18 protein-coding genes are annotated in these 21,634 nt (G+C 66.2%); 13 read left to right on the top strand and 5 right to left on the bottom strand.

Features of this window, described 5'->3' with window-relative positions; translation table 11 throughout:
• Positions 1-11: 11 nt before the first annotated feature.
• Positions 12-818: an amidohydrolase gene (locus EGM71_RS13730; RefSeq protein WP_188485363.1), complete on the top strand. Its 807-nt coding sequence runs from the start codon at positions 12-14 to the stop codon at positions 816-818.
• 103 nt (positions 819-921) lie between these two features.
• Positions 922-1,356, top strand: coding sequence for a hypothetical protein (locus EGM71_RS13725; RefSeq protein WP_188485362.1), 435 nt, complete (start codon positions 922-924; stop codon positions 1,354-1,356).
• Here the strand turns inward: EGM71_RS13725 and EGM71_RS13720 are convergent.
• Together EGM71_RS13720 and EGM71_RS13715 are read right to left on the bottom strand one after the other, a co-directional pair.
• Complete coding sequence (locus tag EGM71_RS13720; protein ID WP_188485361.1) at positions 1,343-1,636, bottom strand: hypothetical protein; 294 nt, start codon at positions 1,634-1,636, stop codon at positions 1,343-1,345. The genes EGM71_RS13725 and EGM71_RS13720 overlap by 14 nt on opposite strands.
• A gap of 95 nt (positions 1,637-1,731) precedes the next feature.
• Positions 1,732-2,859: an MFS transporter gene (locus EGM71_RS13715; RefSeq protein WP_188485360.1), complete on the bottom strand. Its 1,128-nt coding sequence runs from the start codon at positions 2,857-2,859 to the stop codon at positions 1,732-1,734.
• 90 nt (positions 2,860-2,949) lie between these two features.
• Here EGM71_RS13715 and EGM71_RS13710 point away from each other — a divergent pair, with 90 nt between their 5' ends.
• The gene (locus tag EGM71_RS13710; RefSeq protein ID WP_188485359.1) at positions 2,950-3,738 is read left to right on the top strand and encodes an AraC family transcriptional regulator; all 789 of its coding nucleotides are present in this window, start codon (positions 2,950-2,952) and stop codon (positions 3,736-3,738) included.
• A gap of 107 nt (positions 3,739-3,845) precedes the next feature.
• Here the strand turns inward: EGM71_RS13710 and EGM71_RS13705 are convergent, their stop codons facing one another.
• The 3 genes from EGM71_RS13705 to EGM71_RS13695 are packed head-to-tail and all read right to left on the bottom strand — an operon-like array spanning position 3,846 to position 7,273.
• On the bottom strand, positions 3,846-5,483 hold the full coding sequence (locus tag EGM71_RS13705; RefSeq protein WP_188485358.1) for a pseudouridine synthase: 1,638 nt from the start codon (positions 5,481-5,483) through the stop codon (positions 3,846-3,848).
• The gene (scpB, locus tag EGM71_RS13700; protein WP_188485357.1) at positions 5,476-6,351 is read right to left on the bottom strand and encodes an SMC-Scp complex subunit ScpB; all 876 of its coding nucleotides are present in this window, start codon (positions 6,349-6,351) and stop codon (positions 5,476-5,478) included. The genes EGM71_RS13705 and scpB overlap by 8 nt, the downstream gene beginning before the upstream one ends.
• Before the next feature lie 13 nt (positions 6,352-6,364).
• A complete protein-coding gene (locus EGM71_RS13695; protein ID WP_188485356.1) occupies positions 6,365-7,273 on the bottom strand; it encodes a segregation and condensation protein A in 909 nt (302 codons plus the stop codon).
• 375 nt (positions 7,274-7,648) lie between these two features.
• Between EGM71_RS13695 and EGM71_RS13690 the strand changes: the two genes are divergently transcribed.
• From EGM71_RS13690 to EGM71_RS13645, 10 genes are all read left to right on the top strand, one after another.
• Positions 7,649-7,948: a YciI family protein gene (locus tag EGM71_RS13690; protein ID WP_014037825.1), complete on the top strand. Its 300-nt coding sequence runs from the start codon at positions 7,649-7,651 to the stop codon at positions 7,946-7,948.
• A complete protein-coding gene (locus EGM71_RS13685) occupies positions 7,945-8,220 on the top strand; it encodes a BolA family protein (RefSeq protein ID WP_014647753.1) in 276 nt (91 codons plus the stop codon). The genes EGM71_RS13690 and EGM71_RS13685 overlap by 4 nt, the downstream gene beginning before the upstream one ends.
• 148 nt (positions 8,221-8,368) lie before the next feature.
• On the top strand, positions 8,369-9,406 hold the full coding sequence (locus tag EGM71_RS13680; protein WP_042358849.1) for a LacI family DNA-binding transcriptional regulator: 1,038 nt from the start codon (positions 8,369-8,371) through the stop codon (positions 9,404-9,406).
• Positions 9,407-9,482: 76 nt separating this feature from the next.
• Entirely contained in the window at positions 9,483-12,539 is a 3,057-nt protein-coding gene (locus tag EGM71_RS13675; protein WP_188485355.1) for a TonB-dependent receptor, read from the top strand.
• A 248-nt stretch (positions 12,540-12,787) separates the two neighbouring features.
• Positions 12,788-14,392 carry a glucoamylase family protein gene (locus EGM71_RS13670; protein ID WP_005417626.1) on the top strand — a complete coding sequence of 535 codons (1,605 nt, stop codon included), beginning with the start codon at positions 12,788-12,790 and terminating at the stop codon, positions 14,390-14,392.
• Positions 14,393-14,396: 4 nt separating this feature from the next.
• Complete coding sequence (locus EGM71_RS13665; RefSeq protein ID WP_188485354.1) at positions 14,397-15,737, top strand: sugar ABC transporter substrate-binding protein; 1,341 nt, start codon at positions 14,397-14,399, stop codon at positions 15,735-15,737.
• Positions 15,734-16,615, top strand: a complete 882-nt coding sequence (locus tag EGM71_RS13660) for a carbohydrate ABC transporter permease (protein WP_005410323.1) — start codon at positions 15,734-15,736, stop codon at positions 16,613-16,615. The genes EGM71_RS13665 and EGM71_RS13660 overlap by 4 nt, the downstream gene beginning before the upstream one ends.
• Positions 16,612-17,448 carry a carbohydrate ABC transporter permease gene (locus EGM71_RS13655; protein WP_188485353.1) on the top strand — a complete coding sequence of 279 codons (837 nt, stop codon included), beginning with the start codon at positions 16,612-16,614 and terminating at the stop codon, positions 17,446-17,448. The genes EGM71_RS13660 and EGM71_RS13655 overlap by 4 nt, the downstream gene beginning before the upstream one ends.
• Positions 17,445-20,612, top strand: a complete 3,168-nt coding sequence (locus tag EGM71_RS13650; RefSeq protein WP_188485352.1) for a discoidin domain-containing protein — start codon at positions 17,445-17,447, stop codon at positions 20,610-20,612. Before EGM71_RS13655 ends, EGM71_RS13650 begins: the two co-directional genes overlap by 4 nt.
• 2 nt (positions 20,613-20,614) lie before the next feature.
• On the top strand, positions 20,615-21,499 hold the full coding sequence (locus EGM71_RS13645; protein WP_188485351.1) for an endonuclease/exonuclease/phosphatase family protein: 885 nt from the start codon (positions 20,615-20,617) through the stop codon (positions 21,497-21,499).
• Positions 21,500-21,634 lie beyond the last annotated feature (135 nt).

The raw sequence follows: 21,634 nt of genomic DNA, 5'->3' as shown, positions 1-21,634 counted from the left end.
GAGGCGTGGACATGCAGGACCTGCGCATTTCCCTTGTCCAGGGTGACACCCGCTGGCATGACCCGGCGGGCAACCGTGAGTACTACGGCGCGCTGCTGGCACCGCTGGCTGGCAACACCGATCTGGTGATCCTGCCGGAGACCTTCACCAGTGGTTTCTCCAACGACGCCATCGCCCAGGCCGAAGGCATGGACGGTCCGACCGTGGCCTGGGTGCGTGAACAGGCCAAGGCCTTGAACGCGGCGGTGATCGGCAGCGTGCAGCTGCGCGAGGGCGAGGGCGTCTACAACCGCCTGCTGTTCGCCACGCCTGATGGCGGGCTGCAGTACTACGACAAGCGGCACCTGTTCCGCTACGGCGGCGAGCACGAGCGCTATGCCGCCGGCCGTGAGCGCCTGAGCGTGGAATGGAAGGGCTGGCGGATCAATCCGCAGGTCTGTTACGACCTGCGTTTCCCGGTGTTTTGCCGCAACCGCTTCAATGTGGAGCGTCCGCAGCAGCTGGATTTCGACCTTCAGATCTTCGTCGCCAACTGGCCGTCGGCACGCGCCTATGCGTGGAAGACCCTGCTGCGTGCGCGGGCGATCGAGAACCTGTGCTTCGTGGCGGCGGTGAACCGCATCGGCGTCGATGGCAACCAGCTGCACTACGCCGGCGACAGCGCAGTGCTGGATTTCCTTGGCCAGCCGCAGGTGGAGATCCGCGAGCGCGAACAGGTAGTCACCACCACCATCTCGGCCGAGGCGCTGGCCGCGCACCGCGCGCGTTTCCCGGCGATGCTCGATGCCGATGCCTTCCACCTGGACGAACAGGCCTGAGCGACGGCCTGAACACTGCCGCACCAGCGCGCGCGCCTGCATCCAACGTGCACGCGCGCGCTGCTAGATTCGCCGGCAGTCCGACCGAACTGGAAGTCCCGCCATGAACAAGCCCTTCGCCCTGCTGTTGGCCCTGTCGGCCGCAGCGTTGGCCCCGGCCGCGCACGCTGCCGGTAACCTCGATTGCCAGCTGCGCTACAACCTGTCCGGTTGGTCACTGATCTACAAGACCGCCTCCGGCAATGGCACGGTCAGCTGCAGCAACGGCACCAGCCTGCCGGTGCGCATCGAAGTGAAGGGCGGCGGCCTGACCGTGGGCAAGTCGAAGATCACCAATGGCCGTGGCAGCTTCACTGGTGCCGTGAGCGTCAACGAGCTGCTGGGTACCTACGCCTCGGTGGGCGCGCATGCGGGCGCAGTGAAGTCCAGCAATGCGCAGGTGATGACCAAGGGCGACATCTCGCTGGCCCTGTCCGGCACCGGCAAGGGCTGGGACCTGGGCGTGGACGGCTCCGCCTTCACCATCAGCCGGCGTTGAGTGGGGCCGGCTCGGTCCCTTCCCAGCTGATATGGATGTAATGCTGCTCGGCGTCGCTGGGCAGTTGCTTGACCTCGAAGCCATTGTTCAGCAACTGCGCGACGACGCCCTCGACGAGCCGCTCGCTGGCCAGTGCCTGGTTGAAGCCGAACACGATGTAGCGGCGACCATTCTCCGACCCTGCCCGGATCGACGTGTCGAGATCGCGGTAGTACTGGTCGATGGGACGCGTAGCGGCATCGGCGTTGGCGCGGGCCTGTTCGGCGGTAATGGTGACCATGGGCATCTGCCTCGTTGGGGAGAGCGCGCACGATAGCCAGCGCAGTGGCGTCGATTCCGGAAGCAGCGCACAGTGCGCGGTCTTTGCAGCAATTCCTAGGCCGCAACCGGGCGCGGCCGCTGCAGCCACAATGCAAGCAGGCCGCACACGATGAGTGTCGGTGCCAGCAGTTGCAGTGCACCGACCACGGCCATCGCCACGCCGATCAACAGGTAGTAGAGCAGGCCGAACAGGGCGCCCGCGCTGCCCAGGCAGTGCGGATATCCGCGCAGGGCCTGGCCCAGCACATTGGGGATGGCCAGGCCGAACCCGGCCACCACCGGTACCATCGCCGCGACCAGTGCCGGTTGATTGCGCAGCAATGCAGCCAACAGCCCACCGGCCAGCACCAGCCCTGCGGCGAGCCGGATGCGCGTGGCCGAGGCAATGCCTGCGCGCAGCAGGCGACCATTGCTCCATGCGCCCAGCGCCGAGCCCAGTGCCAGCACCGCGCCGCTGGCACCGAACCAGGCCAGCGGCCAGTGCAGGCGTTCGAATACGAACGGGCCCAACGCGTACCAGCTGTACATGGCCACGTTGAACGCCATCACCAGCAGCGCCTGTGACCAGATCCAGCGATCACGCAGCAGCTGCCGCAACAGTGGCAGCAGGGGTGTGTGCACGACTTCGGCGGGGCGGCTCTCCTGCAGGCCGGATCCGCATCCGAGCATCAGCAGGATGACGATCAGCAGCAGGCCGGCCTGCACGCCGGCATAGCCATGGCTGTCCACCAGCAGCACGCCCAGTGCCAGCCCGATCGCCGGGCTCAAGGCCAACGCCATGCCGATCCATGAGAACGCCTGCGCCAACGCCGGTCCCTTCAGGTGGTCGCGCAGTACGGTCTGGGTTACCACCGAGGCCGCCGCCGCACCCAGTGCGGCCAGTGCCTGGGCCAGCAGGACCTGGCCGAACGTACTGGCCAGCAGGCCGCCGCAGGCCGCCAGTGCGAACACGGCCAGGCCGCAGAGCAGGGCAGGGCGACGGCCGATATGGTCGGCCAGCCGCCCCCATAGCAGGACACCGGCGGCGAAACCGAACAGGTACAGGCTCATGGCCTGGCTGGCGGCGGCGGGGGGCAGTGCGAAGCGCCCGGCGAGGTCGGCCAGGGCGGGGCTGTACAGGGTCTGCGCAAGCTGGGGGAACATCAGCAGCGCGATGGTAAGCAACAACAGGCGACGCGACATGCGGGCGCTCCAGGAACAGGGCCGCGCATTGTGGTGGTGCCTGCAATGGCGCACTCTATCCATCCTGTCATTGAATGTATGAAATCAGACATGGCCTGGTTGCAGCCGGACGCGTACTTCGACGCCGATGCCTGGAGCGCTCCGGTGCTGGGCATCGCGTCGTCGCTGGCCGATCATGATTCGGGGTGGCACCAGCACGCGCGCGCGCAGTTGCTGTATGCCCGGCGGGGCTGCACGCGGCTGACCTTCGGCGACCGCATCAGCCTGCTGCCGCCCTCGCGCGCGGCGTGGATTCCCGGCGGGCTGCGCCATCGGGCACAGATGCGCCAGGCTGTGGACTATCGCTCCTTGTATTTCGATGCCGCGATGTCGGCACAGCTGCCGCAGCAGCCTGTGATCATGGGCGTCGGTCCCCTGCTGCAGGCATTGCTGGAGCCGATCGCGCAGGCGCCGTTCGACCATGACTGGCGGGCACCGCGCGCGCACCACCAACTGGCGTTGTGCATGCTGGAGATCGCCGCCGCCCCGGTGGCGCCGATGGACCTGCCGCTGCCACGCGACCCGCGGATCGCGCGCTGCCTGCCGCTGGCCGAGCAGTTGCCGCCCGAACTGGGTGAGCTGGCCGCGCGCGCGGGCCTGAGCGTGCGCACGGTCGGCCGGTTGATGCAGCGTGATACCGGCATGGGCTACCAGGCCTGGCGTCAACAATGGCGCCTGATGCGGGCCATGGAGTTGCTGTTGTTGGGCCATCGCGTCGCGCATGTGGCGCAGGACACCGGCTTTTCCGCCGAGAGCCCGTTCATCGCCTTTTTCCGCAGCATGACCGGCACCACTCCCGCCGCCTTCCAGCGCCATGCAAAAGGGGACGGAGGGGATTAAGTCGCTTTCGCCCCTTTGAGGCAAAAACGACTTAATCCCCTCCGTCCCCTTTTCCAAAGAAAAACCCCGGCCGGAGCCGGGGTTTTTCATTTCAGTGTGGCCAGCGATCAGCCGCCGCGCGGGCCGCTGCGGCGCGGGCCGCCCGGACCGCGGTTGCCACCGGGGCCGCCTGGGCCACGGTTGCCACCCGGACCACCGGGACCACGGTTACCGCCCGGGCCACGGTTGTTGCCACCGCCCGGACCGCGACCGCCCGGACGGGCGCCCTGTGCCGGCTTCGGGCTGCCATACGGGTTGAAGCCCGGGGTGGCGTGGTCGGACGGGAAGCTCGGGGCATTGCCCGGATGGCCGTACGGGTGCTTGTTGCCCTGGCCCTGCGAGCGATTGCCCGCACCGGCCGGACGACCCTGGCCACCTGCGCCGCCACGGCCTTCACCACCGAAACCGCCACGGCCCTGGCCGCCACCGGCGCCTGCACCCGGACCCTTCGGCTTGCCATACGGACGGCCCTGGCCGCCCGCACCCGGACCACGGGCACCCGGGCCACGTGCGCCCGGACCGGCGTTGCGATGGCCGCTCGGGCCGGTGCTCACACCATCCGGCACGTACCAGGTGCGGAACGCCGCCGGATTGCCTTCCGGCAGCGAACGATCGTTCTTCTGGGCGCGCTGCTTGAACGGCTTCTGCGACTGCTTGGCTGCGGCTTCACCGCTGACCGTCAGGCCGCCCTTGAAGCCGCCACCCTTGCCGCCGCGACCACGGCCGCGGTCTTCGCGGACGTTGTCGAAACGACGCAGCTCGCGGCCTTCGTCGGCGGTATTGTGGCCGTTGACGTAGGCATTGCCGCGGCCACCTTCGCGCACGCGCACGGTGGTCTTGGCGGCGCGGCGCTGGCCGATCACCGGCTGCAGCGTCAGTGCCGACGGTGCGCCTTCTTCCAGCTTCAGCTGCGCGCGCAGGGCTTCAACCTGCGTGGTGCCCAGTTCCACCGAATGGCCACGGGCCAGTTCGCGCGGCAGGCTCACCTTGCCATAGCGGGTGCGCTTCAGGCGGCTGACCTGGCAGCCCTGCGATTCCCACAGGCGGCGCACTTCGCGGTTACGGCCTTCCTTCACCACGACGCGGAACCAGTCGTGCGAATCGGTGCCGCCGATGCGTTCGATCTCGTCGAACTTGGCCGGGCCGTCTTCCAGCGCGACGCCACGGGTGAGGCGGTCGACGATGGCGTCGGAGACCTTTTCCTCGCCTTCCGGCGCACGCACGCGCACCACGTACTCGCGCTCGACCTCGAACGACGGGTGCATCATGGCGTTGGCCAGCTCACCGTCGGTGGTGGCCAGCAGCAGGCCGGTGGTGTTGATGTCCAGGCGGCCGATGGCGATCCAGCGCGCGCCCTTCAGCGGCGGCAGCGACTCGAACACGGTCGGGCGGCCTTCCGGATCATCGCGGGTGGTCACTTCGCCTTCCGGCTTGTTGTAGACCAGCACGCGCGACGGCTCGGCCAGGGCGGTGGCGACGAAGCCGCGGCCATCCAGTTCGATCTTGTCGCCGCTCTTGACCGACATGCCGGTCTGCGCGACTTCACCGTTGACCTTGACCAGGCCTTCGGCGATGCGCTGTTCCAGCGCGCGGCGCGAGCCGAGGCCGGCCTGGGCCAGCACCTTGTGCAGGCGCTCTTCCAGCTTGAACTGTTCGGAGGTGGCTTCGCGCTTCAGCGAGAGCTTGTTACGGGGGGTGTCACTCATCAGTTTTGCTCCGGCCGACGGTTTCGAGGTCGGCCTCTGGTTCGGAATCGGCTTGGTCAACAGCCACGGTCGTCATCGCGACGGCGTTGTCTTCGCGTTCGTTCACTGGCACCGCGCGCTCGCCCGGCGCGGAATCGGGGTGCCCATCATCGAGGGGCGAAGGTGCTTGCTCATCGGTGGCCGACGCAGGGGCTGCATCGGCGGAATCGGGGGTGTCACTGCCGGACAGGCCGGCGTCATCGTTCGCGGCAGCGCCATCGGCGCCGGCCGAGATGTCTGGACCGGCGGCACTGGCGGCGGCCGGTGCATCGCGGTCCAGGGACAGCTGCGGTTCCAGCTCGCCCAGGTCCTTCAGTTCCGACAGCGGCGGCAGTTCGTCCAGCCGCTTCAGCCCGAAGTAGTCCAGGAAGCCCTTGGTGGTGCCGAACAGCGCCGGCTTGCCGGGCACGTCGCGGTGGCCAACCACGCGGATCCATTCGCGTTCTTCCAGCGCCTGGATGATGTTGCTGCTGACCGCCACGCCGCGCACCTGCTCGATCTCGCCGCGGGTGATCGGCTGCCGGTAAGCGATCAGCGCCAGGGTTTCCAGGGTGGCACGGGTGTAACGGGTCTTGCGTTCGGTCCACAGTCGGCTGATCCAGCCATGCACTTCGCCGGTAACCTGGTAGCGGAAGCCGGAGGCGACCTCGACCAGTTCCACGCCGCGGCCTTCGCAGGCCTCGCGCAGGCGTTCCAGCGCACGTTCGATGCTGCCCGGCGGTGCCGGTTCCTCTTCCGGGAACAGGTCCTTCAGCTGGGCCAGGGTGAGCGGCTGGCTGGAAGCCAGCAGGGCACCCTCGACAATGCGGTTGATCAGCGATTGATCCATCGGCAGTCAGCGCTCACTCGTTTGCATTGGCGGCGTCGTCGTTGTCGTCGAACTCGCTGCTGAACTGCAGCGGGGCGTTGGTGTTGCCGGCAGCCAGCGACTTCACGTAGATCGGCGCCAGCGGTTCTTCCTGGACGATGTCCAGCAGCTGTTCCTTGGCCAGCTCCAGCACCGCCAGGAACGTGACCAGCACGCCCAGCTTGCCTTCTTCAGCGGTGAACAGCCCTTCAAAACGATAGAACCTGCCGTCTTCCAGGCGTCCCAGCACTTCGCCCATGCGTTGCCGCACGCTCAGTGCCTCACGCTTGATGGCGTGACCGCTGAACAGCTCGGCGCGCTTGAGCACGTCGTGCAGGGCCAGCAGCATTTCCTTCAGGTCCACCGGCGGCGGCAGCTTCACCGTGGCGCGTTCGGGCATGAAGGCATGTGCCAGGCTGGTATCGCGGTCCTGGCGGGGCAGGGCGTCGATGTCCTCGGCGGCCTGCTTGAAACGTTCGTACTCCTGCAGCCGGCGCACCAGCTCGGCGCGCGGGTCGGCTTCATCGCCTTCCTCGCTGACCGGGCGCGGCAGCAGCATCCGTGACTTCACCTCGGCCAGGATCGCGGCCATCACCAGGTACTCGGCCGCCAGCTCGAAGCGCAGCTCGCGCATCACGGTGATGTATTCCACGTACTGCCGGGTGATCTCGGCGACGGGAATGTCCAGTACATCCAGGTTCTGGCGGCGGATCAGGTACAGCAGCAGGTCCAGCGGGCCTTCGAAGGCATCCAGGATGACTTCCAGCGCGTCCGGCGGAATGTACAGGTCCTGCGGGATCTGCAGGACCGGTTGCCCATGCACCACGGCCAGCGGCATTTCCTGCTGCTGGGGGGCGGGCGGCCGGGTTGGCGGGTTCGCGTCGAGCGCGAGTTCGGAAGTCATCTAATGGAGATCAGGATTGCAACGGACCAGTCGCGGCACCGGGTTCACCGGGCCAACGCCACGGAGCCCCAGGGCACCAGACACGCCGGGATCGGCGCGATTCCACACATATCAAACAGCAGGACGCGCCGCAGTAAACGGCAGCGACAGAACTACGGGGAGGTCGTCTACGTGGCCCGGCCAGGTGGTCCGGTTTGAAGCAGCGGATCGGTCGTCGGGGGCTGCGTTGGCCGCAAAAACCGACGGGCTGCTGCATCCAGCCACGTGCAATGGAGGCTAGGGTAAGCCTTTGCCGCGCCAGTGTCCAGCCGGACCGGGGCGGGGGCTGCATTGGCTAGAATCTGCGGACCCGACAACGCAAGCGAGGAAATGCCGGTGTGGTATGTGATCGAGGGGTATGACGGCCAGGATGTGCTGGCGCAGCGGCTGCAGGCGCGGCCGGAACACCTGGCGCGGCTGCACGCGCTGCGCGACGAGGGGCGCCTGCTGCTGGCCGGCCCGTGCCCGGCGGTGGACAGTGAAGACCCGGGCCCGGCCGGCTTCAGTGGCTCGGTGGTGATCGCGCAGTTCGAGTCCCTTCCTCAGGCCCAGGCCTGGGCCGATGCCGACCCGTACGTGGCTGCAGGCGTTTACACCCGCGTGCAGGTACGCCCGTTCCGCAAGGTCCTGCCGTGAACGCGGAACGGATCGAGCGGATTCGTGATGCACTGCAGCAGGCGCTGGCGCCCAGCGTGCTGGAGATCGAGGATGACAGCCATCGCCATGCCGGCCATGCCGGTGCGCGCGACGGGCGCGGCCACTTCAACGTGCATGTGGTCAGTGAACGCTTCGCCGGACTGGCTCCATTGGCCCGGCATCGCGCGGTCTACGCCGCGCTGGGGTCGATGATGGACACCGATATCCACGCGCTGTCCATCCGCGCACATACCCCGTCAGAACAGGGCTGAGCCCTTGTCCCGCACTGTCCTGGCCGGTCCGCACGGGCCTCGCCACGGACAGATTTTCATGTCCATTTCGGGACATTCGCCTAACGGACTGTTTACAAGCCCAGATGGAAACGCTTACATTCCGCGCCAATGCTGGTAGGTCCAAGCCGTGGAGGGCGGCTTCGTGAACAAGGCAGCTATCACAATCAAAGACGTCGCACGCGAAGCCCGGGTCTCCGTGGCCACGGTTTCCCGCGCGCTCAACGGGCATGAAAATGTCGCCGAACCGGTCCGCCAGCTTGTGCTGGAGGTGGCCGCACGGCTGCGTTACACCCCGCACGCCGCCGCCCGCAGCCTGAGCAGCCGCCGCACCAATACGGTGGGCGTGGTGCTGCCTGACCTGTACGGCGAATTCTTCTCCGAGCTGATGCGCGGCATCGACGGGGTGGCCCGCAACCGCCGCCAGCACCTGCTGGTGTCCAGCTACCACGGTGACCAGGAACAGCAGGGCGCCGCCCTGCGTGCCATGCGCGGCCGCGTCGACGGCCTGCTGGTGCTCTCGCCCTATGCCGAGAGCCCGGGCTTCCTGACCGACAACCTGCCGCAGTCGTTGCCGACGGTGTTGATCAACACCTATCTGCCCGGGCAGGACCACCCGGTGCTGAGCATCGACGACCACGCGGGTGCGATGGCGATGACCCGCCACCTGCTGGACGCCGGCCACCGCCGCATTGCATTCATTTCTGGCCCGGACCTCAACTTCGACGCGCGAGAGCGCCTGCGCGGCTTCCGTGACGCGCTGGTGGCGTTTGGCAGTGGCGCCGAGGGCATCGAGCTGCCCGGTGATTTCGACGAAGCTTCCGGCCATCGCGCCGGTCAGGAGTTGCTGGCAGCCGGAGCGCTGCCCGATGCCGTGTTCGCCGCCAACGACATGATGGCCCTGGGCTGCCTGTATGCGTTCACGCAGGCAGGGGTCCGTGTCCCGGCCGATGTGGCCCTGGCGGGTTTCGATGACATTCCACTGGCGCGTTTCGTGCACCCGTCGCTGACCACCATGCAGGTCAGCATCGCCGAGCTCGGCGACCGGGCCATGACGCGCCTGCTGCAGTTGATGGACGGCACCTCCACGGATGGGACAGGGGACAAGCAGACCCTGGTTCCCCGCTTGATAGTTCGCGATTCCACCACTCCGCCATCGGGCCGTTGAAGCCAGAGGCGTTCCTTCTTTTTTGATTGATCGCAGGGACCGCGCAAGCGGTTACCGCCACCCGGAGATTGAGTTGATGATGCATACCACCTTCCGCACGCCGGCACGCCGGCTGCTGAGCACCGCGCTGGTCAGCTGCCTGATGCTGGCTGCTGCTCCGAACGTCATGGCGCAGTCGGCCAATGCCAGCCTTCGCGGCCAGGTCGCCGGCGCGCAGGCAGGCACCGAAGTCACCGCCACCAACGTGGCCACCGGTACCGTCCGTCGCGGCACCATCCGCGCCGACGGCAGCTATTCGCTGATGGGCCTGGACCCGGGCACCTACGACGTGGTCGCCAACGGCCAGTCGCAGAAGGTCACCGTCACCGTCGCTTCGACCGCGACGCTGAACTTTGCCGGCGCAGCCAGCAGCACCCCGGGTTCGACCGCAGCCACCAACCTGGACACCGTCAACGTCGTCGCGCCGACCCTGCTGCAGGAAGTGCGCACCTCGGAAGTGGGCAAGACCGTCAGCCTGCAGCAGATCCAGACCACCCCGCAGGTCTCGCGCAACTTCCTGGAGTTCGCCGACGCGGTGCCGGGCCTGATCTTCACCCGTGATGCCAAGGGCAACACCTCGCTGCGTGGTGGTGCCACCAATGCCGATGGCACCAATGTGTACATCGACGGTGTGGGCCAGAAGAGCTACGTGAAGGGCGGCGGCGTCGCCGGCCAGTCCGGCAGCGCCGGCAATCCGTTCCCGCAGCTGGCCATTGGCGAGTACAAGGTCATCAGCGGCAACTACAAGGCCGAGTACGGCCAGGTGTCCAGTGCTGCCGTCACCGCCGCGACCAAGTCGGGTACCAACGAGTTCAAGGGTGAAGCCTTCTACCGTTACACCAACGACAGCATGCGCGCGATGACCCCGGCCGAACGCCAGCCGAACAAGGGCAAGGAGGATTCGGCCGAGAAGGAATACGGCTTCGCGCTGGGTGGCCCGATCATCCAGGACAAGGCCCACTTCTTCGTGACCTATGAAGCCAAGCGCTTCGACCTGCCGGTCACCATCGCGCCGGATGGCGCGGTCACCGGGGCCGCCGGTCTGCTGCCGCCTGCCGGCGCCGCCGGCCTCGGCCCGGCCAGCCAGCCGTTCCAGCAGGACCTGATCTTCGGCAAGATTGACTTCGAGCCGACCGACAATGATCGCATCGAGCTGACTTTCCAGGACCGTGACGAAACCCAGTCTCAGTTCAGTGGCCAGACCTCGCCGGAAGCCGGCCGCGAAGTGGTCAACACCGACCGTCGTTACGCCCTGCGCTGGAACCACAGCGGTGAGCGCTACTACAACGAGTTGATGCTCACCCACGAAGATTCGTTCAACAACCCGACCCCGCTGACGCTGGCCAACGGCATCACCTACACCGCGCCGGACGGTCCCGAAGACCGCACCGTGGTGAAGATCGGTGGCGCCTCGGCACTGGATTCGCAGGTGAAGGGCCAGAAGGGCTGGTCGATCGAAGACAACCTGACCCTGGATGGCATCCAGTGGGCCGGCGACCACACCATCAAGATGGGCGTGAAGTACAAGCAGATCGACCTGTACGCCTCCGATGCGGCACAGATCAACCCGACCTTCACCTACTCCCTGGGCGATCCGGACTTCCCGGATTCGATTCCGTACAAGGCGCAGTTCGTCAAGCCGGTGACCGGCGTGTCGGGGGTGTCCGGCGAAGTCCGTTCGAAGTCCAAGCAGTACGGCGTGTTCATCCAGGACGACTGGCAGGTCAACGACCATCTGCAGCTGAACATCGGCCTGCGCTGGGACTACGAAAAGACCCCGACCTACCTGGACTTCGTAACCCCGCAGCAGGTGGTCGACGCCATCTATTCGCAGGATCCGCGTGCGCCTGCCGGCCAGACCTACGCCGATTCGCTGGCGCTGGGCGGCCTGGACATCAGCGACTACATCAGCAACGGTCATAACCGCAAAGCGTTCAAGGATGCCTGGCAGCCGCGCCTGGGCTTCTCGTACGACATCAATGCCGACGAGCAGCATGTGATCCACGGTGGTGCCGGCCGTTCCTACGACCGTGACCTGTTCGACAACCTGCAGCTGGAAACCACCAAGCTGGCCCTGCCGCAGCCGACCATCTACTTCCGCAACCCGGCCACCGGCACCTGCATCAACGGCCAGGCCGCCTGCTATGACTGGAACCCGAACCTGCTCAACGGCATCGGCAACCTGCAGTCGCTGGTCGGCGCGACCAGCAATGCCGGCCTGGAAGTCGACCTGCTGAACAACAAGCTGAAGGCGCCGTACTCGGACCAGTTCAGCCTGGGCATGAGCAACCGGATCGGCGAGTGGCTGACCGATGCCACCATCGCCCGTACCCTGAGCTACGACGGCTTCGCCTTCACTCTGGGCAACCGTTACCCGACCGGCCAGTTCTTCGATGATCCGCGCCTGTGTGGCGGCACCGACCCGGGCCTGAGCCAGGCGTGGAGCTGCAACGTGCCGGGCTTCGGCAGCCTGATCATTGGCCAGCAGGGCATCAAGACCCGTGCCACCCAGGTGCTGCTGTCGGCGCAGAAGCCGTTCACCAAGGAAAGCGGCTGGGGCACCTCGATCGCCTATACCTGGACCACCGCCCGCCACAACCGCGACATCAACGAGAAGTACGCGTTTGACCGCGGCCTGATCGGTGACTACCCGACCATCCGCTCCAACGGCGCGCCGCGCCACCGCCTGGTGGTGACCGGTTCGTACGCGGGCTTCTGGGGCATCACCTTCGGCGGCAAGATCACCCTGGCAACCCCGACGGCCGTCAACGACTGGTACCCGGTGATGCAGGCCAGCGGCTACACCCTGCCGACTCCGCAGGCGGCTGTGCCCAACGCCACCGGCAAGTTCCTGGTGGGTGGCAAGATCTTCGGCTACCGCTCGGTCGACCTGCAGGCGACGAAGACGTTCAAGATGCCGGGCGATACCGAGCTGTACGCGCGTATCGACATCATCAACGTGTTCAACTTCGACAACTTCTCCACCTACAACTACGTCAAGACCAACGGCAAGCTGCAGGCCAGCTACAACGAGACCGGCGAAATCATCGGTACGCCGCGTCAGATCAAGGCCGAAGTGGGCTTCCGCTTCTAAGCCCGGATGTAGATGCACGACCCGATGCCGCCGGTTCGCCGGCGGCATCGATCGCGTGAAAACGGCAATGGCCGGCCCGGTGTCGGTCCATTGCCCACGCCGCTGCCGGGCAGGGGGCAGCGGCGTGGGCAATGATCGCGGTGTCAAACCACGTTTTTCGTGGTTTTTTAAGAACGCATCTTGTAAACGATTTCAGATCATTGGACGGTATGCTTTCCCATCGATCAGACCACCGGAGGAATCGCGCCATGCAGGCACGCCATCTGTTGTCCGCGGCAGCGTTGAGCCTGGCCGTCGCCGCCTGCCAGCCGGCCCAGCAGGAGCCTGCCAAGCCGCGGCCGCCGGTGATCCTGATCGAAGCCGATGCACCGCCGCGGCCGATGAAGCCTGAGCTGCCGCCGTTGTTTGATGACATCGAGCGCCGCACCTTCCAGTTCTTCTGGGACACCACCAACGAGATCAACGGGCTGACCCCGGACCGCTACCCGTCGCGGCCGTTCGCCAGCATCGCCTCGGTCGGCTTCGCACTGACCGCGTACCCGATCGGCATCGAGAACGGCTGGGTCAGCCGCAACCAGGCGATCGATCGCACCCTGACCACCCTGAAATTCTTCCGCGACGTGCCGATGGGCCCGCAGCGCACCGGCAAGGCAGGTTACAAGGGCTTCTACTACCACTTCCTGGACATGCAGGAAGGCCGTCGCTACGACAGCTGGGTTGAACTGTCCTCGGTGGATACCGCGCTGCTGATGATGGGCGTGCTGTTCGCGCAGTCGTACTACGACGGTGACGATCCGCGCGAAAAGGAAATCCGCCAGATCGCCGATACGTTGTACAAGAAGGTCGACTGGCCGTGGCTGCAGCAGCGTGCACCGCTGATCTCGATGGGCTGGTTCCCGGAGAGCGGCTTCATCGACCACGACTGGATGGGCTACAACGAGGCGATGATGGTCTACATCCTCGCCCTGGGCTCGCCCACGCACCCGGTCAGCCCGGACGCGTGGACGGTGTGGACGCGCACCTACGACAACGACTGGGGTGTGTACCAGGGCCAGGAATACCTGTCCTTCGGCCCGCTGTTCGGCCACCAGTACAGCCACGTCTGGATCGACTTCCGCGACATCCAGGACGCGTACATGCGCGAGCGCGGCAGTACCTATTTCCTCAACAGCCGCTCGGCTGCGCTGGCCCAGCGCGAATACGCCATCGCCAACCCGATGCAGTGGAAGGACTATGGAGAGAACGTCTGGGGCCTGACCGCCAGCGATGGTCCGCAGAACACCACGCAGGAGTACCGCGGCGAGCAGCGCCAGTTCCGCCACTACTCCTCGCGCGGCGCCGGCCTGCGCGAGAACTTCGACGACGGCACCATCGCCCCGACCGCGGCGATCGCCTCGGTGGTGTTCGCCCCCGAGCAGGTGATCCCGGCCACGCTGGAAATGCACAAGCGCTACGGCGACTACATCTATTCCAGCTACGGCTTCCTGGATTCATTCAATCCCAGCTTCAACTACGACATCCCGATCAAGACCGGGCGCCTGGTTCCGGATCGCGGCTGGGTCGCCAGCGACTACATCGCCATCGACCAGGGTCCGATCCTGACCATGATCGCCAACTACCGGAATGATTTCGTCTGGGAAGTGATGAAGAAGAACCCGTACATCCGCAAGGGTCTTGAGCGGGCCGGGTTCAGCGGTGGCTGGTTGGCGCCGGAAGGGTCGTTCCAGCCGCTGGAACTGCAGAAGGACGAAAAGGCCGCGGCAGCACGCGCGGTGGGTATCGCCGAATCACGCGCGGCTGCCGCGCAGGAACAGAAGAACAATGCCAACCGCACCACAGGCCAGGGCAAGTAACCCGATGCCGAACTGGATCGACCGCCTGCGCCGCTGGGCGCTGCCTGCCCTGGCCGCACTGGCCGTGGCCGGCTGCGCCCGCACCGAACCGGGCACCACCACTGTGCGCTTCTGGGCAATGGGCCGTGAAGCCGAGGTGGTCAGCGAGCTGATCCACGAGTTCGAGGCCGAAAACCCCGGCATCAAGGTGGATGTGCAGAACATCCCGTGGACTGCCGCGCACGAGAAGCTGCTGACCGCGTTCGCCGCCGATGGCCTGCCGGACGTGTGCCAGCTCGGCAATACCTGGGTGCCGGAGTTCGCCGAACTCGACGCGCTGACGCCGCTGCAGCCGTTCGTGCAGCGCTCCACCGTGGTCGATCCGAAGGACTACTTCCAGGGCATCTGGGATACCAACGTGATCCACGGCGAGCTGGTCGGCGTGCCGTGGTACGTCGATACGCGCCTGATCTACTACCGCAAGGACCTGCTGGCCAAGGCCGGTTACGACCATCCGCCGCGCACGTGGCCGGAGTGGGAGGAGCAGATGGCGGCGATCAAGCGCATGCAGGGCCCGAACCGCTACGCGGTGCTGATGCCGATCAACGAGTTCGAGCAGCAGCTGTCGCTGGCCCTGCAGCAGCCCGACCCGCTGCTGCGCGACGACGATACCCGCGGTAATTTCTCCAGCCCGGGGTTCCGCCGCACGCTGGCCTTCTACGCCAACATGTTCGAGCAGGGCTGGGCGCCGAAGATGTCCGAGACGCAGATCTCCAACGTATGGGATGAATTCTTCCGCGGCTTCAACGTGTTCTACATCTCCGGCCCCTGGAACATCCGCGAGTTCAAGAAACTGCAGCCGAAGGAACTGGAAGGACAGTGGGGCACCGCCGCGCTGCCAGGGCCGGACGGTCCGGGTGCAGGCATCGCCGGGGGCACCAGCCTGGTGATCTTCCGCAAGTCTCAGCAGAAGGAAGCCTCCTGGAAGCTGATCGAATTCCTGTCGCGCCCGGAAATCCAGGCACGCTTCCATTCCATAATCGGCGACCTGCCGCCGCGCCGCAGTGCCTGGAACGCGCCGTCGCTGGCCAACGATCCGCTGGCAGCCGCGTTCCGCGATCAGCTGGAGCGGGTCAAGCCGACGCCGAAGGTGCTCGAATGGGAGCGCATCGTGCAGGAAATGCGCATCGTCACCGAGAAGGTGGTGCGCGGTGGCCTGCCGCAGGACAAGGCCGTGGCCGAACTGGACCAGCGCGTGGACAAGGTGCTGGCCAAGCGCCGCTGGATGCATGAACAACAACGCCTGCAGGAGCGCGCGCCGTCGCCGCAATCGAGCAGCGCCGTGGCCGCCGGGAGCGCGCAATGAAACGTACTTCGCTGGCCGGCTGGATTTTCGCCGGCCCCTCGCTGATCGTGCTGGGCGTGTTCTTCGGCCTGCCGGTCGCCTCGGCACTCGCGCTGAGCGTGACCGACTTCGACCTCTATGCACTGGCCGACAGCAGCAACCTGCGTTTCGTCGGCCTGGGCAACTACATCGACCTGCTGCAGACGCCGATGTTCTGGAAGTCGCTGTGGAACACCACCTACTTCGTGCTGATCGGCGTGCCGTTGTCGATCGGCGTGTCGCTGGGCGCGGCGATGCTGCTCAATGCGCCGGCCGCGCGCTTCAAGGCCTTGTTCCGCACGGCACTGTTCGCGCCGGTGGTGACCACGCTGGTGGCGGTGGCGGTGATCTGGCGCTACCTGTTCCATACCAGCTATGGCCTGGTCAACTACGGCCTGGGCCATCTGGGCATCAGTCCGATCGACTGGCTGGGTGATCCCAACTGGGCGATGCCGACCATCATGCTGTTCGCGGTGTGGAAGAACTTCGGCTACAACATGGTGATCTTCCTGGCCGGCCTGCAGGCGATCCCGCATGACCTGTACGAAGCGGCGCGCATCGACGGCGCCTCGCGCTGGAAGCAGTTCCTGCACATCACCCTGCCGATGCTCGGCCCGGTGCTGCTGGTGGTCGGGGTGATCACCGTGTCCGGCTACTTCCAGCTGTTCGCCGAGCCGTACGTCATGACCCGCGGCGACCCGCTGCAGAGCACCGTCAGCGTGCTGTATTTCATGTTCGAGGAAGGCTTCAAGTGGTGGAACCTGGGGCGCGCCTCCGCGGTGGCGTTCCTGCTGTTCCTGATCATCCTGGCGGTGACCACCGTGATGCTGCGTTTCGGCCGCAAGAGGCAGTTGGTATGAGTCGTGAAATCGGCCAGTCGCGCTGGTACCCGTGGTTGATCAATGGTGCGTTGCTGGTGCTGGCCCTGGTCAGCCTGGCGCCGCTGCTGTGGATGCTCTCGGTCTCGTTCATGCCGCAGGGCGAGGCCAGTCATTTCCCGCCGCCGCTGCTGCCGTCGAGCATCACCACGCACAACTACCATGAGCTGTTCGCGCGCACCGGCATGGGCGGCAACTTCGCCAACAGCCTGCTGGTGTCGCTGGGCATCACGCTGGGTTCGCTGCTGCTCAACACCATGGCCGGCTACGCCTTCGCCAAGCTCAACTTCGTCGGCCGCGATCGCCTGTTCCAGGTGCTGATGGCAGCGCTGGTGATTCCGGCGCAGGTCGCGATGCTGCCGCTGTTCCTGCTGATGAAGCAGCTGGGCCTGGTCAACAGCTTCGGCGGCGTGATCGTGCCGGCGCTGGCCAGCGTGTTCGGCATCTTCCTGGTGCGCCAGTACGCGCGTTCGATCCCTGACGAACTGCTTGAAGCGGCGCGCATCGACGGGGCAGGGGAGCTGCGCATCTTCTTCCAGATCGTGCTGCCGATGCTCAAGCCGGTGCTGGTGACCCTGGCGATCTTCACCTTCATGGGCGCATGGAACGATTTCATGTGGCCATTGATCGTGTTGACCGACCAGGAGCACTACACTTTGCCGGTGGCGCTGGCCACCCTCTCGCGCGAACACATCATGGACGTGGAAATGATGATGGCTGGCGCGGTGGTCACCGTGGTTCCGGTGCTGGCGCTGTTCCTGGTGCTGCAGCGTTACTACATCCAAGGTCTGTTGCTGGGGAGCGTCAAGGGATGAAGCGAGCGATCGCCGTTGGACTGGGCCTGTTGTGGACCTCCCTGGCGATCGCCGCACCACCGGCACTGCCGGCGCCGAAGGTGCTGGACGATTTCGACGACATCGGCGCCTGGAAGCTGGTGCTGTCCGACCAGGTCAGCGGTTCGCTGCGGCCGGTCAGCGGTGCCGGCGGTGGCCGCGCGCTGTGCCTGGACTACGATTTCCACAAGGTGTCGGGCTACGTCGGCATCCGCCGTGCGCTGAACATCGAGTATCCGGCCAACTACCGCTTCGGCTTCCAGCTGCGCGGTGATTCGCCGGGCAACGACCTGCAGTTCAAGCTGATCGATGCCAGCGGCGACAACGTCTGGTGGGTCAACCGTCCGGGCTACAGCTTCCCCAAGGCATGGACGCCGGTCGAGTACCGTCGTCGCCAGATCGACAAGGCGTGGGGGCCATCGCCGGAGAAGGAGATGGCGCGCAGCGCCGCGGTCGAGTTCACGATCTACAGCAAGGTTGGCGGCCGCGGCACGGTGTGCTTCGACAAACTGACCCTGCAGGGCCTGCCGCCGCAGGATGATTCGGCGCTGGTGCCATCGGTGATTGCCGACACCGCCACCGCGCTGCAGGACCGCATGATCGATGGCAAGGGCGATACGTTCTGGATCAGTGGCGGCGTCAAGCAGCAGACCATCAGCCTGGACCTGCACAAGAGCCGCGAGATCGGTGGGGCAGTGATCGACTGGCTGCCGAACCTGGAAGCCAATCGCTACACCGTGCGGACGTCCGAGGATGGCCGGGACTGGCGCACCGTGCGCGAAGTGACCGGCGGCGCGGGTGGCCGCGACTGGCTGGCGCTGCCGGATACCGACGCGCGCTACGTGCGCTTCGATCTTCAGGATGGCCCGAACTGGCGCTATGGCATCCGTGACATCGCGCTCAAGCCGCTGGCCTTCGCGGCCACGCCGAACGCGTTCCTGTCCTCGGTAGCGGCCGACCTGCCGTGCGGCTCGCTGCCGCGCGCGTATGTGGGCGAACAGCCGTACTGGACCCTGCTCGGCCTCGATGGCGGCCAGGAACAGGCGCTGATCAGCGAGGACGGTGCGCTGGAACCGGCCAAGGGCAGCTTCAGCATCGAGCCGTTCATCCGCCTTGACGGCAAGCTGCTGGACTGGTCGAAGGTGGCCATCACCCAGTCGTTGCAGGACCACTACCTGCCGATCGCCAATGTCGACTGGGTGCACGAGAAGGCCGGCCTGGCGGTGACCAGCTTCGTGCAGGGCACGCCGGAGCGCGCGCAGTTGATCGCCCGCTACCGGCTGAGCAATCCGGACAAGGTGGCGCACGAATACACCCTGGCGCTGGCGATCCGCCCGTGGCAGGTCAACCCGCCGACCCAGTTCCTCAACACCGTCGGCGGCTTCAGTCGCATCGATGCCCTGGATGTGGGCGAACAGCTGGTGCGGATCAACGGCGAGCCGCGCGTCTATCCGCTGCAGGTACCGGATGCCCGCTTCGCCAGCACGTTCGATGGCAAGCTCGACGCGATGCATCTGGCCTCCGGAAAATATCCGGCCAGCACCGCAGTGAAGGACAGCACCGGCATGGCGTCCGGTGCGCTGCTGTATACGATCAGGCTGGAACCTGGCCAGAGCCGCGAAGTGGCGGTGGTGTTGCCGCAGACCGGAGGCTGGGCGCCGCAGGCGCTGGACGTGGCCAAGGCGCAGGCACAGGTGGCAGAGCAGTGGCGGCAGAAGCTGGGGGTGGTCTCGCTGCAGGTACCGGCTGCGGGCCAGGCTCTGGTGGATACCCTGCGCACCGCAGTGGCGCACATGCTGATCTCGCGGGTTGGCCCGCGCCTGCAGCCGGGCACGCGCTCGTACGCGCGCAGCTGGATCCGCGATGGCGCGATGATTTCCGAGGGCCTGCTGCGCATGGGGCGCAGTGATGCGGTGCGTGATTACATCAACTGGTACGCGCCCTATCAGTTCGAAAATGGCAAAGTGCCGTGTTGTGTCGATGCACGTGGCAGCGATCCGGTGCCGGAGAACGACAGCCATGGCGAGCTGATCTACAGCATTGCCGAATATGGGCGCTATACCGGTGACAGCACTTTCGCCGAACTGATGTGGCCGCATGTACAGGGCGCCTACAACTACATGGAGCAGCTGCGCGCCAGCGAGCGCACGGACGAGAATCGGGCGCGCAATCCGGCGTTCTACGGGATGATGCCGGCCTCGATCAGCCACGAAGGCTATTCGGCCAAGCCGATGCATTCGTACTGGGACAATTTCTGGGCGTTGCGCGGCTACAAGGATGCGGCATCGCTGGCGGCCCAGCTGGGCAAGGTCGAAGCGATGCAGATCGCCGAATCACGTGACCAGTTCCGTGATGACCTGCAGGCCTCGCTGCTGTCGGCAATGCAGCAGCACAACATCGATTACCTGCCGGGCTCGGCCGAGCTAGGCGATTTCGATGCGACCTCGACCACCATCGCGCTGGCCCCGGGCGGTGAACAGGGGCGCCTTCCGCAGCAGGCACTCGATGCCACCTTCGAACGCTACTGGAAGGAGTTCGTGGCCCGTCGTGATGGCAAGCGCGAGTGGAAGGACTACACGCCCTACGAGTGGCGCAACGTGGCCGCCTTCGTCCGCCTGGGCTGGCGAGATCGCGCCTGGCAGGCGACCGAGTTCTTCTTCAAGGACCGTGCGCCGCAGGCCTGGAACCAGTGGGCCGAAGTGGTCTCGCGCACGCCACGCAAGCCGTTCTTCGTCGGTGACCTGCCGCATGCCTGGGTAGCGTCGGACTTCGTGCGCTCGGCCCTGGACATGTTCGCCTACAGCCGTGACATGGACGATGCACTGGTGTTGGCCGCCGGCATTCCGACCGCCTGGCTGCAGGGCGAGGGCATCGCCGTGCAGGGCCTGCGCACGCCGCAGGGCCAGCTCAACTACCGCCTGCAGCGCAGCGACAAGCAGCTTGTGCTGGAGGTGCAGCCGGGCCTGTTGCCACCGGTCGGTGGCGTGGTGTTGCCGTGGCCGTACGCCGGTGATCCGGGCGAGGCGACCATCAACGGCGAAGCGGCCGAATGGATCAACAAGGAACTGCACGTGCACCAGCTGCCGGCGCGGGTCGAGATCGATGTACCTGGCGCGGTGCGCCGCGCCGAGCGCAAGGGGCAGTAGCGATGAAGCAGCAGGGGGCAGGGGTGCGCACGACAGTGCGTGCCCTGGGGCTGGCCATTGCATTGGCATTGCCGGGCGCCGTGATGGCGGCCGGGCCAACCGCCGTGGCAGCGGCTGACGTCGCCACCGCGCCCGGCATGAGCATGGTGACCTTCAACCTGCATCACGACCGCGAGGACTGGCCGAGCCGCCGCCGCACCATCCTGGCCGAACTCAAGCGCCTGCAGCCCGATGCCATCGCGCTGCAGGAGGTGATCCAGCGCCGCAACGTGCGCAACCAGGCGCAGTGGCTGGCCAGCCAGCTCGGCTACAGGTACGTGTTCGTGTCCACAGATCCGGTGGGCGCGCCGAAACGTTACGGCAACGCGCTGCTGAGCCGACGCCCGATCCTCGCCCGGGGTGAGCACCTGCTGCAACCGCTGGACGACTACCGGACCGTCGCCCATCTGCGTATCGATGTGGACGGCAAGGCGGTGAACGTCTATGCCACCCATTTCAACGAGCGCAGCGACGAGAATGGCCAGCGTATCCGCCGCACCCAGGTCGAGGATCTGCTGCGCTTCATCACTGCAACGTCGGCCGGAGCACCGGTGGTGATCGCCGGCGACTTCAACGCACTGGTGGACGCAGGCGACCTGAGCGAGCTGCGCAGCCATTACGGCGACAGCTACGGCAGCGTGCACGTCAACACCGACCTGGCCGGGGTCAGTACATTGAACCGGCACTACTACCAGGCACCCTCGCGGATCGACCACATTTTCTTCCAGCAGGACGAGATGGTCGCGCGTGAGGCCAAGCTCCTGTTCGACCAGCCCGATGACAGCGGTCGCTGGGCCTCGGACCACTACGGCGTGTGGACCCGGCTGCAGTTCGCGCCGGCGCGCTGATGTCCTGGTAGGTGCCAACCTTGGTTGGCACGGACGTGTCCGCGTGCGTTGAATCAATGGCGCTCTGGTAGGTGCCAACCTTGGTTGGCACGGGCGTGTCCGCGTGCATTGAATCAACGGCGCCAACCAAGGTTG

Origin of the sequence: Stenotrophomonas maltophilia (genome assembly GCF_006970445.1) — a bacterium.
Classification (GTDB): Bacteria; Pseudomonadota; Gammaproteobacteria; order Xanthomonadales; family Xanthomonadaceae; genus Stenotrophomonas; species Stenotrophomonas maltophilia_AU.
Note: the sequence above shows the minus strand (reverse complement) of the source record. Positions and strands in the feature narration are given on the sequence as shown.

Coding starts and splice junctions, on each gene's coding strand:
- EGM71_RS13730 (WP_188485363.1), top strand. CDS start 12: ATGCAGGACCTGCGCATTTCCCTTGTCCAGGGTGACACCCGCTGGCAT.
- EGM71_RS13725 (WP_188485362.1), top strand. CDS start 922: ATGAACAAGCCCTTCGCCCTGCTGTTGGCCCTGTCGGCCGCAGCGTTG.
- EGM71_RS13720 (WP_188485361.1), bottom strand. CDS start 1,636: ATGGTCACCATTACCGCCGAACAGGCCCGCGCCAACGCCGATGCCGCT.
- EGM71_RS13715 (WP_188485360.1), bottom strand. CDS start 2,859: ATGTCGCGTCGCCTGTTGTTGCTTACCATCGCGCTGCTGATGTTCCCC.
- EGM71_RS13710 (WP_188485359.1), top strand. CDS start 2,950: ATGGCCTGGTTGCAGCCGGACGCGTACTTCGACGCCGATGCCTGGAGC.
- EGM71_RS13705 (WP_188485358.1), bottom strand. CDS start 5,483: ATGAGTGACACCCCCCGTAACAAGCTCTCGCTGAAGCGCGAAGCCACC.
- scpB (WP_188485357.1), bottom strand. CDS start 6,351: ATGGATCAATCGCTGATCAACCGCATTGTCGAGGGTGCCCTGCTGGCT.
- EGM71_RS13695 (WP_188485356.1), bottom strand. CDS start 7,273: ATGACTTCCGAACTCGCGCTCGACGCGAACCCGCCAACCCGGCCGCCC.
- EGM71_RS13675 (WP_188485355.1), top strand. CDS start 9,483: ATGATGCATACCACCTTCCGCACGCCGGCACGCCGGCTGCTGAGCACC.
- EGM71_RS13670 (WP_005417626.1), top strand. CDS start 12,788: ATGCAGGCACGCCATCTGTTGTCCGCGGCAGCGTTGAGCCTGGCCGTC.
- EGM71_RS13665 (WP_188485354.1), top strand. CDS start 14,397: ATGCCGAACTGGATCGACCGCCTGCGCCGCTGGGCGCTGCCTGCCCTG.
- EGM71_RS13660 (WP_005410323.1), top strand. CDS start 15,734: ATGAAACGTACTTCGCTGGCCGGCTGGATTTTCGCCGGCCCCTCGCTG.
- EGM71_RS13655 (WP_188485353.1), top strand. CDS start 16,612: ATGAGTCGTGAAATCGGCCAGTCGCGCTGGTACCCGTGGTTGATCAAT.
- EGM71_RS13650 (WP_188485352.1), top strand. CDS start 17,445: ATGAAGCGAGCGATCGCCGTTGGACTGGGCCTGTTGTGGACCTCCCTG.
- EGM71_RS13645 (WP_188485351.1), top strand. CDS start 20,615: ATGAAGCAGCAGGGGGCAGGGGTGCGCACGACAGTGCGTGCCCTGGGG.